This is a genomic window from Streptomyces sp. NBC_01334, assembly GCF_035983595.1.
GTDB classification, from domain to species: Bacteria; Actinomycetota; Actinomycetes; order Streptomycetales; family Streptomycetaceae; genus Streptomyces; species Streptomyces coriariae.
Genome location: NZ_CP130718.1, coordinates 9,582,978 through 9,597,531, shown reverse-complemented (window position 1 = coordinate 9,597,531; position 14,554 = coordinate 9,582,978). Strand labels below are relative to the sequence as shown.

Genomic DNA, 14,554 nt, shown 5'->3' with positions numbered 1-14,554 from the left:
CTCGGTGGGGCGGGGCGGCTCGGCGGACGGGAAGCCCGCCGGAGCGGGGGTCAGGCGCCGGCGCGGGCCAGACGGGTCACCATCGCGGTGATGCTGCGTACGTCGCGGAGGTTGTCCGGGTTGATCTCCATCGCGGACACCGGGACGCCGAGGTCGCTGCGGATGAACGCGATCAGGCGCGCCACACGCAGGGAGTTGAGGACGCCCCACTCCAACAGGGGCGATCCGGCTTCGAGTTCGCCCTGCGGGTCCCCGTCGAGGAACCGCTCGCGGATGAACTCGGTGATCCGTTTCGACGTCTCTTCCTCGGACACGGGCTGGGACATGGCGTCACCTTTCTCGCTGGCTTGGCTGGGCTCCCGAGGGACGGAGTGCTCTCACTGCGCGGCGCCGTCCGAGGTCGGGGCCTCGGCCGCGTCCCGCAGCGCCGGGCGGTCGACCTTCCCGTTCCGGGTGCGGGGCAGCTCGGGAAGTACGCGCACCTCGTCGGCGACCATGTAGCGCGGCAGCCGCTGCGCCGCGTGTCGTACGAGCGAGAGCACTCCGGGGCGGCGGTCCGGCTCGGGCACCACGAACGCCACCAGCCGGCCGTCCATGCCGCTGCCCACGACCACGGCCGCCGCCTCCGCGACGTCCGGGTGCAGCGCGAGCACGGACTCGACCTCGCCCAACTCGACCCGGTGGCCACGCACTTTGACCATGTGGTCGCGGCGGCCGAGGTAGGCGAACGATCCGTCGGGCAGCAGGCGGACCAGGTCGCCGGTGCGGTAGGGGCCGGTGTGCGGTTCCCTGCCCCAGTAGCCGAGCATCACCGTCGGCCCGTCGACGAGCAGTTCGCCCTCCTCGCCGGGTGCGGCGAGCTGCCCGTCCGGGCCCTCGGCCCAGGCCCGGTCACCGCTGACGGCGGTCCCGATGGGCAGGGGCCGGTCGCCGTCCAGGTCGGCGGGGCGGACCTCGTGGCGGGTGCAGACGTTGGTCTCGGTGGGCCCGTAGAGGTTGAGCAGCCGGGCGTCGGTCCATCCCGCCAGCGCACGGACGCCCGGGAGCGGGAAGGGCTCCCCGGCGAAGAGCACGGTCCGCAGCGCGTCGGGGGCGGGGCGGTCCAGCAGTCCCCCGCCACGCATCATCAGCGTGAGGGCGGACGGCACCGAGTACCAGACCGTGATCTGCCGGTCGTGCAGGAACCCCACCAGCTGTTCCGGTGCGTAGGCGAGTTCGGTGGGAATCAGATGCACCGAGGCGCCGGCCGCGAACGCGGCGTAGAGGTCCAGGACGGACAGGTCGAAGGTGAAGGGGGCATGGTTGGAGAAGCGATCCTGCGGCCCGGGGGTGATCTCCTCGACCACCCAGTCGATGAAGGCGCGCGCGTTGCGGTGGCTGACGCACACCCCCTTCGGGGCACCGGTCGATCCGGAGGTGTAGAGGATGTACGCCAGGTCGTCGGGCGCCACCAGGGCGTTGAGGGGCTCGGCGGCCGGATCGGGCTGCTCGGCGAGGTCGGCGGTCGGACAGCGCGGGCCGAGCTCGTCGGCGACCCGCGCCAGCCGGTCGGCCGGGGCGAGGAGCGCGGCGGCCGAGCAGTCGGCGGCCATGGCGGCGACCCGGGCGATCGGCAGGGTGCCGTCGGCGGGCACATAGGCGGCGCCGAGGCGGAGCACCGCCTGCATCGCGGCCACGACGGCCGGCGACTTGTCCGACCACAGCACGACCCGGTCACCGGGTCCGACGCCCATGGCGCGCAGCCGGTGGGCGAGGGCGTTGGCGGTGGAGTCGAGTTCCGCGTAGGTCAGTCGGGCGGTCGTTCCCTCCACGGCCAGGCGGTCGGGTTCCTTCGCGGCGGTGTCGACGACGAGCTGGTGGAGGTTCACAGGCCGATCTCCCTCGCGACGATCTCGCGCTGAATGTCCGTGGTCCCCGAGAAGATCGTGCTGGGTACGGCGTCGCGGAGCTGCTGTTCGATGCCGGCGGGGCTCAGATAGCCGGAGCCTCCGAAGATCTGGACCGCGTCGAGGCTGTTGGCCACCGCGCCCTCCGAGACGGCTGTCTTGGACAGGGCGACCGCCGTGCTGTGGTCGCGCCCCTGGTCCATGAGCCAGCAGGCGCGGTACAACAGCAGTCGGGCGGCCTCCAGCCGCTGTTTCATGGCGACGATGCGGTGCGAGACGGCCTGGAACTCGCCGATGCCGCGGCCGAACTGGCGCCGTTCGCGGGCATGGAGCACGCACTGCTCCAGCTGGCGTTCCATCAGGCCGAGGTAGCCGGCGAACAGGATGGCGCGTTCCCAGCCCATGGAGTGCTGGAAGATGATGCTCCCCTGGCCCTCGGCGCCGAGCCGGTGGGAAGTGGGGACATTGCAGTCGCGGAAGGCGACCCGCCCGGCGGGGCAGCCGCTGAGCCCCATCTTCCGGAAGGGTTCGCCGACTTGGACACCGGGCAGGTCGGCGCGCACCACGAAGGCGGTGACCCCCAGGAACCCCGCTGCGGGGTCGCTCGTGCCGTAGGTGACGAGCACATCGGCAGCCGGGGCGTTGCTGGCGAACGACTTCTCCCCGTTCAGCCGGTATCCGTCGTCCTTCCGCTCTGCGGTGACGGCGAGACGGCTCAGGTCGGAACCCGCGTCGTCCTCCGTCATGGCATTGGCGGCGACGAGCTCTCCGGACGCCAGCCCGGACAGCAGGTCCCCTCGCACCGAGACGTCGGCGAAGTCACGGATCGGGACGGCGCAGGCCAGCAGATGGGCGGAAACGGCGAACACCAGCCCGGTGTCGGGGCATCCCCGGCCGAACGCCTCCAGGCACAGCGCGGTGTCCAGCGCGCCGAGACCGCCGCCTCCGAACTCGGTCGGCAGGCACAGGCCGGTCAGGCCGATCCGTGCCGCGTCCTGCCATCGGGCAGGGGTGAACGGCTCGCCGGTGGGGGGCTCGCCGAGCCGCTCCCGCACTTCGGACAAGACGTCGTCATAGCGTTGCCGCTGTTTTTCGGTGAGGTCGAAATCCACGGAAAGCCGTACCTCGCGTCGGATGAGAAGAAGCCTTGCCGTTTCCGCTCGGCACGTTACTCTCGGCCCACCGGGTTGAGTCATCCCCTACCGGAGGCCCCTATTTCCCCTATCCGGGGCCGGGGCGAGCACGTTACCGTGGGGTTGCCCATCGAGCGGGGCCGCGAGTACGTTGCGGTGAACGGGGCGATACTCCGCCGACCTCTTCTCGGCCTTCCTGTCGGCAAGCTCTGCGTACTTCCCGGCTGCTGTCGCCTCGGGTCAGCTCTTCTCGGTTCTTCTTCAGACGGGACGGATTCGCGATGGCTCATCAGCCTTCGGACACAATCGCCGGCCTTTACGAGGCGTTCAATTCCGGCGACCTGGAAACCCTGCGGGAGCTCATCGCCCCGGACGCCGTCATTCATCTGCCCGGGACGGCGGGCGACGCCGAACACCCGCCGGGCACCCCCCGCGACCGCGAGGGGTGGCTGGGCGTGTGGCAGTTCACCCAGGCGTTCTTCCCGGACATGACCGCGACCGTGCAGGACATCGTGCAGACCGGGGAGTTGGTGGCCACGCGGTGCGTCGCACGGGGCACGCACACCGTCGAGTTCATGGGGGTCCCACCGACCGGCCGGCCCTTCGAGATGACGATGCTCAACATGAGCCGGGTACGGGACGGCCGGATCGTCGAGCACTGGACGATCAGCGACAACGTCACCATGCTCGCGCAACTCGGCGTGAAGGCCTCTCTGTGAAGGCGTCCTCGGTGAGGGCGTCACCGTAGGGGTTACCCCTCAAGGGGGTGTGGATCGCGGGCACCACCGACGCGATCCACACTTCCCGCACGTCACAGATCGACCGGTATCTCCTGTCGTCGCGTTATCCGGAGTTTCTGGTATATCCGCGTGAGATGCTGCTCGACGGTACTGACGGTTATATACAGTTGCTGGGATATCTCGCGATTGGTATGACCGTAGGAAGCCAGCGAGGCCACCCGGTACTCCGCTTCGGTGAGTTCCACGCCGGGTTTCGGTTCGGGTCGCACCGGGCCGGAATCCGAATCCGCGGCAACCATCCTGTTCCGTCCGCCGGCGGCCATGCGCCGGTACAGCGGCTCCGCGCCGCATTCCCCGGCGAGATGCCGGCCCTTACGCCGGACCAGATCCGCGCGGGTCTGGTTGCCCAGCGCCTCATGCGCCTCACTGAGGTCGGCCAGCGCCTTGGCCAGTTCCAGCCGGTCGTTGCCGGCGTCGAACTCCTCGACGGCCCGACCGAGCAGTTGTACGCGGTCGGCCAGCGGCGCGATCGCGGCCTGCAGCCTCAGGGTGATCCCCCGAAGCCGGCCGTACCCGGGGAACTCCTGGCTGACCTCGGCGTCGAGCAACTGCTGGGCCTGGGACGGCTCCCCGAGCTGGAGCCATGCCTGGGCCGCGTCGGTGCGCCACGACACCAGCATGGGGTGGTCGATCCCCCAACTGCCCGCCAGTTTCCCGATTCTCAGGAAGTCCGACAGGGCGGCATGCGAGCGGTTGGTCGCCAGATGGAAGTGCCCCCGCGCCCGCAGGTAGCCGAGCCAGTACACGCTGTCGAACCAGTCCTGGGAAACCGGCTGGTCGAGCAGGCGGACCGCGGCGTCGTAACGCCCCATCTCGGTGTACGCCATGGCCAGGATGGAGGAGGTACCACAGACCAGCACACTGCCGTTGCGCTCGGGCACCACTTCCAGCGCCATGGACGCGCTGGCGACGGCCTCCTCCAACTTGCCCTGCCGCAGGGCGATCATCCCCTGGACGACGGCCAACACCCCCTGCCATCCGGGGATGTTGCGCCGAGTGGCCTCGTCCAGGATCTTCGCGCACCACTGCGCCGCCGCCTCGACCTGGTCGGAGTAGAGCAGCGCCTTGAGCGCACTGCACACCGGGGCCACCATCGAGTCGGTGAGGGAGCACATCTCGAGGAAACTCTCCGCGGACCCGCTCCAGTCCTGCGCGGCGATGAGCACGTCCTCCGCGGACTTCCGCAGCAGCGGTATGCCGGGGACGGAACCGTTGACCAGGGAGCCGGGGGCGGAGGCCGGCCCTTGCACCGCGCCGCCCCGCTGACCGCTGTCGGGGAAGTCCACGCCGTGGAACCCGTAGCGCACCCACATCGAGGCGATGGTGGGGTGGATGCCGGGGACGGGCCGGGGGTCGTCGCACGACGCGTCCTCACTCAGCCGCAGGACCTCCATCGCCTCCACTATGCGGCCGTGCGCGGCCAGCAGCTTGCCGAGCATGCCGAGGCTGGTCGGCGACAGCTCGCCCCGCCGCATGGCGCTGAGGAGTTCAGGGAGATGGCGGTACTCCGCGGCCGCGGGGTTGGTGCGCCAGGTGATCAGCGCCAGCCGCATCTTGATCTCGATGCGCTGGGCCGGGTCCGGACAGGCCTCGTGGGCCAGTTCGAGGCAGGCGATGGCCAGTACGGCGTCGTCCTCGGCGAGTGCCTCCTCCGCCGCGTTGCGCAGGGCGATGAGCTCCCAGGGCTGGGCGGCGCTGCGCGCTTTGAGCAGGTGGCGCGCGACCACCGATGCCGGATATCCGGCGGAGTGGAGGGCCACGGCGACCCAGGAGTGCAGGGCGGTACGGCGGTCGGGCGCCAGGTCGGCCAGGACGGTGGCGACGGCGGCTTGGTGCCGGAACGCGGTGCCCGCGATCATGCCGGCGGCGGTGAGGGCTTGGAGGTTCTGGTCGATCAGCGCCGAGGGCTGGTCGACCAGCCGGGGCAGGATCTCGGTGGCCCTCGGCTCGTCCAGGACGGCGAGCGCGTGCCCCAGCTCCAGGGCGGCCGGACCACTGCGATACAGGCTGGCGAGGACCGCCTGGCCGTAGAGTCCGCCCTCCATGGGCTCGATCTTGTCCGCAATCCCGGAGCCGGCGGTGGCGGGACGGCATTCCTCCAGCAGCGCCCGCAGGAGCAGCGGGTTTCCGGCGGTGATGAAGTGCAGTCGGTCCACGAGGCGGCGGTCCTGCGCGTCGCCGCCCTGCGCGGCGAGCAGCGCGGCCGTGCCCTGCTTGGTCAGCGGACCCAGGCGGATCCGCAGTGAGTTGGACTGCCGCAGCAGCTCCGTCTTGATCACCGGATCCCGGCGCGGGAGGTGCAGGCTGTCCCCGAACACAAGGAGGATCCGGGCGGATCGGGTGAAGCCCGCCGCCTGCAACAAGTGGTGAAGCGACCGGCTGTCGCCGTACTGTGCGTCGTCCACACAGACGACCACGGGGCTCCGACTCGCCAGCCGGTGGAGGGCCTCGCCGAACTCCTGCTCCGCGACGCCGGGTTCGGAGGAAACCCAGCCCGGCACCTGGCCCAGCAACTGGCGCAGCAGGGCGAGGGGCTGGTCGGATGCGGAGCGTATTCCCATCCCTCTGAGGACCGCCGCCCCCTGTTCGGTGGCGTATTCCGTGAACGTGTCCAGCAACTCGCTCTTGCCGCAGCCCACGCCGCCTTCCACGACGATCATCTTGGCCCGCCCGGCTGCGCATTCCGCGAGTCCGGACTTCAGTAGCCCAAGTTCCGCTTCACGATTGACCAGTATCATCCTTGTTGGACACCCCGTGAGTTCACATAAATTTTACGCGCTCAAGGGCAGGGCTGCACTGAGGTCGCCGACCGATCAGGCAGGTGAACATCCCGCAGTCTCAATGACGGGTCAAAAGCCCACATCACGAGAGGAGCAGTAACATGTCGGCGCGCTTGTCCGTCGGACATGTTTTGACGGGACATCAGCTATTCGGGCGGGGGAAATCCACGTGCCCCAGGCCTGTATCTCGATGTCCCAACAGACACTGATTGAGCCAAGAGTGCATCATTGCCCCCGTATCGCAACCCTGACACTCGCTGTCGGCCCCAGGGTAGCGTCTTGAACGACCATGCGCGAGGCCCCTTCTCCAGCCACACCGCTTACACCGTACAAGCGTGCACGGAGGGCGGGCCCACTGCCGTGCCGGCCGGACAGTGACCGTCCACAGCCCACTTGACCTGGGCTTCCGCCTCGATCCGCGCTCCGTCTGCGCGCTGCCGGGCCGATGCGCCATAACGTAGCGGGTCGCTCTTTTCCGGCCGTTGCGCTCCCTGCGTCGGCCATATCCGGCCAGCGCCGGGGATCACGTCGAGCACCCCCCTTAGCCACCCCCTATCTCCCCCTCGGTGTACCCCGTCCCGCCCGTCTTCGACTTCCCGTCACCACGGGCGCACGGCAATCGTCCGACGCCCCACGCCGCATTGCGGGGGTCGTGGAAACGTGCCGCGGTGCGCCCGGTCCGGTGGTCGGCGAGCCACGACGCGGCACGGCTCTCGGCATACCCCTAGACCGCCTGCCCCGAAGTCCTTCCCCTATGCCAATTCTCCTCTCACGTGTAGGGGTTGTCCGGTTCCGTTCGCGCTCACTAGCGTGGCGCAGACCCGTACTCCCGCCGAGGGCCGACGCGTCCGCCGGGAAGGCGTGAGTCCTACTCATCCGTGCAACTCTTCGGCCACTGTGGGGAAACGCGTGGAAGAAATCATCAGCGCCATTCTTGCCGACGGCACGACGAGCGAGGACATCTCCGGCCTGCGAATACCGGACACCTATCGCGCCGTCACCATCCGGAAGGACGACATCGGTCTCTTCGAAGGGATGGCGTCGGCCGACAAGGACCCACGTAAGTCGCTGCACCTCGACGAGGTACCGGTGCCCGAACTGGGCCCGGGTGAGGCGCTGGTGGCCGTTATGGCCTCCTCGGTCAATTACAACTCCGTGTGGACCTCGATCTTCGAGCCGCTGCCCACCTTTCATTTCCTGAAGCGATACGGCGCGACGTCCGCCATGGCCGCCCGACATGATCTGCCGTACCACGTCATCGGTTCCGACCTGGCGGGCGTGGTCCTGCGCACCGGCCCGGGCGTCAACGCCTGGAAGCCGGGCGACGAGGTCGTCGCGCACTGTCTGTCCGTGGAACTGGAGTCGTCGGACGGCCACAACGACACGATGCTCGACCCCGAGCAGCGCATCTGGGGCTTCGAGACCAACTTCGGCGGCCTCGCCGAGATCGCCCTGGTCAAGTCCAACCAGCTGATGCCGAAGCCGGACCACCTGTCGTGGGAGGAGGCGGCGGCCCCCGGCCTCGTCAACTCCACCGCCTACCGGCAGCTCGTCTCCCGCAACGGCGCCGGCATGAAGCAGGGCGACAACGTCCTGATCTGGGGCGCCAGCGGCGGACTCGGCAGCTACGCCACGCAGTTCGCCCTGGCCGGCGGCGCCAACCCGATCTGTGTCGTCTCCTCCCCCGAGAAGGCCGACATCTGCCGGGCCATGGGCGCCGAGGCGGTCATCGACCGCAACGCCGAGGGCTACAGGTTCTGGAAGGACGAGCGGACCCAGGACCCGAAGGAGTGGAAGCGCTTCGGCAAGCGCATCCGCGAGTTCACCGGCGGCGAGGACGTCGACATCGTCTTCGAGCACCCGGGTCGCGAGACCTTCGGCGCCTCGGTCTACGTCACCCGCAAGGGCGGCACCATCACCACCTGCGCCTCGACCTCCGGCTACATGCACGAGTACGACAACCGCTACCTGTGGATGTCCCTGAAGCGGATCATCGGCTCGCACTTCGCCAACTACCGCGAGGCCTGGGAGGCCAACCGCCTCATCTCCAAGGGCAAGATCCACCCGACCCTCTCCAGGGTGTACTCCCTCGAGGACACCGGGCAGGCCGCCTACGACGTGCACCGCAACCTGCACCAGGGCAAGGTCGGCGTGCTGTGCCTGGCGCCCGAGGAGGGTCTGGGCGTGCGCGACGAGGAGAAGCGCGCCCAGCACATCGACGCCATCAACCGCTTCCGCGAAACGGCGGCCACCCCTCGGCCGCGAAGGGGGTCACCGCAGTCATGACACAGCAGACACCCGTGATCGGGGTCATCGGTCTGGGGACGATCGGATCCGCACTGCTCACGCTGTTGCGGGACGCACCTCGCGAGGTGATCGGCGTGGACAACGACCCCTCCGTCCTGGCGCGGTTGAGCGGTCAGCTCAAGGCCACCGGCACCGAATGCGTGACCCTCACCGGCGACATCGGCCGGTTGAGCCGCGCCGACCTGGTCGTCGAGGCCGTCGGCGAGGACGAGGCCGTCAAGACCGAGGTTCTGCGCCGCCTCCGTACCGTCTGCCCCGACGAGACGGTCGTGGTCAGCACGACGGCCGCTGTGCCCCTGACTCGGCTCGCCGCCCTCTCCGGACGCCCCGCGAACACCATGGGCCTGCGTTTCCTCACCCCGCCCCGCCCCGGCGGACCGGTCGAGGCGGTCCGCACGACGATGACCTCGCAGAACACCGCGGCCTTTGTGGACACGTTGGTGGGCGACCTCGGCCTGAAGCCGGTCACGGTGGACACCCGCTGCGCCGCCGACGCCACCGCCCTGGTATACGCCTACCTCAACCGCGCAACCGCCCTGTACGAGCGGGGCGGCGCGAGCAGGGACGGCATCGACACCGCCATGCGCCTGGGCTGCGGCCTCCCGTTGGGACCGCTGGAACTGCTGGACCGCATCGGCATCGACTCGGCCCTGGCCACGCTCACCGACCTGAACCGGCGCACCGGCGACGCGTCCTTCCTGCCCGCCGGAATGCTGGGCGAGCTGGTCGAGCAGGGTCGCCTGGGACGCAAGAGCGGCCGTGGCTTCTACGCGTACGACGCCTCCGGACGGCCCGTGGACGCGGAGGAGTCCGTCGCCGTACCGGGCACGGCAGCCGGTGTGTACCGGGTCGCCGTCGTGGGGTCGGGGACGATGGCCCGGGGCATCGCGGAGATCACCTCGGTCGCGGGCTTCCCGACGGTCCTGGTGGCGCGCAGCGAGGAGAAGGTGGCCCGGTCCCTGGCGAAGATCGGCGAGTCGCTGTCCCGCGGTGTCCTGCGGGGCCGGGTCGCTCCCGCGACGAAGGCCGCGGCGCTGGATCTGCTCGACGGCAGCGATGACCTCCGCGCGGTGAGCGACTGCGACCTGGTGATCGAGGCGGTGGTGGAGGACCTCGACGTCAAGCGGGCGCTCTTCGCCCGGCTCGGCGCGGCGTGCAAGCCCGGCGCCCTGCTCGCGACCACGACCTCCAGCCTGTCGGTCACCGCGTGCTCCGAGCCGGCCGGGCATGCCTCGGGGGTGGTCGGGATGCACTTCTTCAACCCCGCGCCGGTGATGCGGCTGGTCGAACTCGTACGCACCGACCACACCACCGACGAGGCGCTCGCCACCGCGCAGGCGGTCTGCGAGCGGCTGGGCAAGACGACCGTGCACTGCCGGGACCGGGTCGGATTCATCGTCAACTACCTCCTGTTCCCCTACCTCGGGCGGGCGCTGACGCTGCTGGACCGGCACGGCACGAGCGTCGAGGGCATCGACACCGCTGTCGAGCAGGGCTTCGGTCACCCGATGGGTCCGTTCGCCCTGCTCGACGCCATCGGGCTGGACGTCTCACTGGCCATCCAGCGCGAGCTGCACGCCGAGTTCGGCGAGCCGGACTTCGCGCCGTCGCCGCTCCTGGAGCTGCTCGTGAGCAGCGGCTGGCTCGGCCGCAAGAACCGCAAGGGGTTGCGGACGGCGGGGTGAGCGCGGCGCGCGTCCTTGCGGTCCTCGCCTTTCACTGATTACAGTCATGACTGAAATTTGCAGTCATCTGTATGGGCTGTAGGAGGCGAGGCATCATGATGTCGTCCGACGGTGGCGATCGGGACGACCAGGACACCGACGCCGCGCGGGTCCAGAGATGGGTCGAGCAGGTCGGCACCTGGTTCATGCAGCAGTCCGGTTGGCCCCCGATCATGGGACGGACGCTGGCCTGGCTGATGGTCAGCGACCCGCCGGAGCAGAATCCCGCCCAGATCGCCGCCGCCGTGCAGGCGAGCCGGGCCTCCCTCACCAGCACACTGCGGCTGCTGACCGAGGCCCGGATGATCCAGGCCGTCACGCGCAGCGGGGACCGTTCCACGTACTACCGCGTCGCGCCGGACGCCTGGTCCGCCATGCTCCGCCGACGACTGGAGAGCATCGCCTCCTTCTCCGACATCACGGACGAGGGGCTGGGCCTGTTCCCGCAGGGCGCGCACCGGGCGGAACGCCTGCGCGAAGCGCACCGGGTCTTCGAGTGGCTCAACGTCGAGGCCGAACCGCTGCTCAAGCGCTGGGACGACGTGCGCGACACCTTCACCCCCGATGAGACGGCGGCCGGCGCCGGTCCCGCGCCGGCGACCCCGCCCGCAGACCACCCCCCACGGAAAGAAGGACACGGTGACTAACGAGGATGCCCGTCGCTGGTGGGCCCTGGCGGCGATCGGCTTAAGTCTCCTGACCGTCAGTGTGGATGCCACGATCCTCAACGTCGCACTGCCGACCGTCAGTACGGAACTCGGCGCGTCGACCAGCGACCTGCAGTGGTTCGTCGACTCCTTCACCCTGGCCATGGCCGCCTTGCTGCTGCCCGCCGGTCTGCTCGGCGACCGGCTGGGCCGCAAGACCATGCTGATGGCGTCGCTGTTCCTGTTCGGCCTTGCCTCGCTGTGGTGCGCCTACTCCGGTTCCGCGGGCATGCTCATCGCGGCCCGGACGGTGCTCGGCATCAGCGCGGCCTTCCTCGTGCCGTTGTGCACCTCCGTGCTCCTCGACATCTTCGAGGGCGAGCACGAACGGGCGAAGGCCATCGGCGTCATCGCCGTCACCCAGTCACTGGGCCTCCCGCTCGGTCCGATCATCGGCGGCGCCCTGCTCAACCACTTCTGGTGGGGCTCCGTCTTCCTCATCAACGTGCCGCTCGTCGCCCTCGGCCTGCTCGCCGTGGCCCGCCTGGTGCCGTCCTCACGGGGCTCGCAGCACGGCGTCATCGACTTCCTCGGCGTACTGCTCTCCAGTGTCGGCCTGGTAGCCCTCGTCTACGGTGCGATCGAGGCCGGCGAGAAGGGTTGGAGCGACCCTCGGTCCCTGCTGCCGCTGATCGGTGGCCTGGCACTGCTGGTCGTCTTCGTGCTGTGGGAGATCCGGGTCGCGGTATCCCGGGATCCCCTTCTGGACCTGTCCCTGTTCCGCAACGCGGGATTCGTGTGGGGCTCGATCCTCGGCACCGTCGTCAGCTTCGCGATGTTCGGGCTCATCTTCGCCCTGCCCCAGTACTTCCAGGCGGTCGACGGGACGGACGCGCTGGGCACGGGCCTGCGCCTGCTGCCGCTGATCGGTGGGGTACTGGTCAGCGCCGCCGTCATCCGCAGCTCCCCCGAGGCCGCCCCCCGCGCGGTGCCCACGGCCGGTTTCGTCCTGGTCGCGATCGGCCTGTTCATGGGCACCAGGACCTCGCTCTCCTCCGACTACGGGTTCGTGGCCCTCTGGCTCGTGATCACGGGGCTGGGTCTCGGTCTCGCCATGACCCGGACGATGGCGGCGGCGGTCAACTCCCTGTCCAAGGAACGCTCCGGCGTCGGCTCCGCGGTCGTCTCGGCGCTGCGTCAGGTGGGCGGGGCCGTGGGTGTGGCGGTGCTCGGCACGATCGCCAACGCGAGTTACCGGTCGCATCTGACACTGCCCGGTCTGCCCGACGAGGCGAAGGAGGCCGCTCGGCGCAGCGTAGGCGCCGGTGTGGCGGTGGGCGAGCAGTTGGGAAGCCCCGCCGTCGTGCGCTCCGTGCAGGACGCCTTCGTCCACGCGATGCAGTCCCTGCTCGCGGTGTGCGGCGGTATCGCCGTGGTCGCCGCGGTGCTGGCCCTGCTGTTCATGCCGAAGCGGCAGCCCGGCACCGAGCCTCACGACGGGGGCAGCGAACAGGAGCCCTCGGCTCTGCGGAAAGCCGCCTGAGGCGCTGTCCGGCAGACCCCGAACCACCTGCCGACCGGCGGGACTTGAGGCACCCGACGACCGGAGGGGCCGGAGCGCCCGTGCGCGGCCCGGCCCCTCCCCTCGTCCCTTCTCCTCGGCGTCCGCCCGGGTCCCGGTCACACGGGCGGGTTGCCGTGCTTGCGCAGCGGAAGGTCGGCGTGCTTGTGCCGGAGCATGGCGAACGAATCGATCAGGACCCGGCGGGTGTCGGCAGGGTCGATCACCTCGTCCACCAGCCCTCGCTCGGCGGCGTAGTAGGGGTGCATCAGTTCCGACCGGTACTCCTTGATCAGGCTGCCGCGCATGGCCTCCGGGTCCTCCGCCTGTGCGATCTCCTTGCGGAAGATCACGTCGGCCGCGCCTTCGGCGCCCATCACCGCGATCTCGTTGGTGGGCCAGGCGAAGGTCAGGTCGGCGCCGATGGACTGGGAGTCCATGACGATGTACGCACCCCCGTAGGCCTTGCGGAGTACCACGGAGACGCGGGGGACGGTGGCGTTGCAGTAGGCGTACAGCAGTTGGGCGCCGTGTCGGATGATACCGCCGTGCTCCTGGCCCGTGCCCGGCAGGAAGCCGGGGACGTCCAGCAGCGTCAGCAAGGGGATGCTGAAGGCGTCGCAGAGCTGAACGAAGCGTGCGGCCTTCTCGGACGCGGTGATGTCCAGGGCGCCGGCCAGGTGCTGCGGCTGGTTGGCGACGATGCCTGTCACATGACCGTCCAGCCGGGCTAGGGCGCAGACGATGTTCGGTGCCCAGCGCTCGTGGACCTCCAGGTACTCCCCGTCGTCGACGAGTTCCCGGATGACCTCACGCATGTCGTACGCGCGCGTGCCGTCGGCCGGCACCAGGTCCACGAGTGCGTCGGTGCGCCGGTCGGGCCGGTCGTCTCCGGCCGCGTACGGCGGGGTCTCCCGGTTGTTCTGCGGGAGCAGCGAGAGCAGATAGCGGACGTCGTCGAGGCAGGTCTCCTCGTCGTCGTGGGCGAAGTGGCACACGCCCGAGGTCTCGGCGTGCACGTCCGCGCCGCCCAGCCCGTTGTGCGTGACCTTCTCGCCGGTGACCGCCTGGACCACGTCGGGTCCGGTGATGAACATCTGCGAGGTCCCGCGGACCATGAACACGAAGTCCGTCAGCGCCGGGGAGTAGGCGGCGCCGCCCGCGCAGGGCCCGAGCATCACGCTGATCTGCGGGATGACACCGGAGGCTGCGGTGTTGCGCCGGAAGATGCCGCCGTATCCGGCGAGCGCCGTGACGCCTTCCTGGATCCGGGCTCCCGCGCCGTCGTTGAGGCTGACCAGCGGGGCTCCGACCGCTCTGGCCCGGTCCATCACCTTGTGGATCTTCTCGGCGTGCGCCTCGCCGAGCGCACCGCCGAAGATGCGGAAGTCGTGGGCGTAGACGAAGACGGTACGGCCGTGGACCGTGCCCCAGCCGGTGAGCACGCCGTCGGTGTACGGCCTGTTCGCCTCCAGCCCGAAGCCGGTGGCCCGGTGTCGGCGCAGGGGCTCCAGTTCGACGAACGTGCCCTCGTCCAGAAGCAGTCCGATGCGCTCACGGGCCGTCAGCTTGCCTTTGGCGTGCTGCGTGGCGGTCGCCCGTGCGCTCGGACCGCCCCGGACGGTCTCCCGCAGCGCGTGCAGGGCGGCGACCCGGCCGCGGGCGTGCCGTGTGTCCACCAGGCCGGGGCTCTCGGTCTCTCCGGGCATCAGAGGC

10 protein-coding genes are annotated in these 14,554 nt (G+C 69.9%); 5 read left to right on the top strand and 5 right to left on the bottom strand.

Annotated features, from left to right (window positions below):
• Positions 1–50 precede the first annotated feature (50 nt).
• From OG736_RS42580 to OG736_RS42570, 3 genes are read right to left on the bottom strand one after another with little or no spacing between them, the layout of a single operon-like run.
• Entirely contained in the window at positions 51–326 is a 276-nt protein-coding gene (locus OG736_RS42580) for an acyl carrier protein (RefSeq protein ID WP_327187259.1), read from the bottom strand.
• Positions 327–377: 51 nt separating this feature from the next.
• Entirely contained in the window at positions 378–1,868 is a 1,491-nt protein-coding gene (locus tag OG736_RS42575; RefSeq protein ID WP_327187258.1) for an amino acid adenylation domain-containing protein, read from the bottom strand.
• Positions 1,865–2,998 (bottom strand): acyl-CoA dehydrogenase family protein, encoded by a 1,134-nt coding sequence (locus tag OG736_RS42570; protein ID WP_327187257.1) that lies wholly within the window; start codon positions 2,996–2,998, stop codon positions 1,865–1,867. Before OG736_RS42570 ends, OG736_RS42575 begins: the two co-directional genes overlap by 4 nt.
• 302 nt (positions 2,999–3,300) lie before the next feature.
• Between OG736_RS42570 and OG736_RS42565 the strand changes: the two genes are divergently transcribed.
• Positions 3,301–3,738 carry an ester cyclase gene (locus tag OG736_RS42565; protein WP_327187256.1) on the top strand — a complete coding sequence of 146 codons (438 nt, stop codon included), beginning with the start codon at positions 3,301–3,303 and terminating at the stop codon, positions 3,736–3,738.
• 92 nt (positions 3,739–3,830) lie between these two features.
• On the opposite strand, the gene OG736_RS42560 is transcribed toward OG736_RS42565, so the two are convergent.
• A complete protein-coding gene (locus OG736_RS42560; RefSeq protein WP_327187255.1) occupies positions 3,831–6,557 on the bottom strand; it encodes a helix-turn-helix transcriptional regulator in 2,727 nt (908 codons plus the stop codon).
• 951 nt (positions 6,558–7,508) lie between these two features.
• Here OG736_RS42560 and ccrA point away from each other — a divergent pair.
• From ccrA to OG736_RS42540, 4 genes are all read left to right on the top strand, one after another.
• Positions 7,509–8,885 (top strand): crotonyl-CoA carboxylase/reductase, encoded by a 1,377-nt coding sequence (ccrA, locus tag OG736_RS42555; RefSeq protein WP_327187254.1) that lies wholly within the window; start codon positions 7,509–7,511, stop codon positions 8,883–8,885.
• The gene (locus OG736_RS42550; protein ID WP_327187253.1) at positions 8,882–10,591 is read left to right on the top strand and encodes a 3-hydroxyacyl-CoA dehydrogenase family protein; all 1,710 of its coding nucleotides are present in this window, start codon (positions 8,882–8,884) and stop codon (positions 10,589–10,591) included. Before ccrA ends, OG736_RS42550 begins: the two co-directional genes overlap by 4 nt.
• A 95-nt stretch (positions 10,592–10,686) precedes the next feature.
• Positions 10,687–11,277: a GbsR/MarR family transcriptional regulator gene (locus OG736_RS42545; protein WP_327187252.1), complete on the top strand. Its 591-nt coding sequence runs from the start codon at positions 10,687–10,689 to the stop codon at positions 11,275–11,277.
• Positions 11,270–12,820, top strand: coding sequence for a DHA2 family efflux MFS transporter permease subunit (locus tag OG736_RS42540; RefSeq protein WP_327187251.1), 1,551 nt, complete (start codon positions 11,270–11,272; stop codon positions 12,818–12,820). Before OG736_RS42545 ends, OG736_RS42540 begins: the two co-directional genes overlap by 8 nt.
• A gap of 137 nt (positions 12,821–12,957) precedes the next feature.
• On the opposite strand, the gene OG736_RS42535 is transcribed toward OG736_RS42540, so the two are convergent.
• A complete protein-coding gene (locus OG736_RS42535; RefSeq protein ID WP_327187250.1) occupies positions 12,958–14,547 on the bottom strand; it encodes an acyl-CoA carboxylase subunit beta in 1,590 nt (529 codons plus the stop codon).
• Positions 14,548–14,554: the final 7 nt, after the last annotated feature.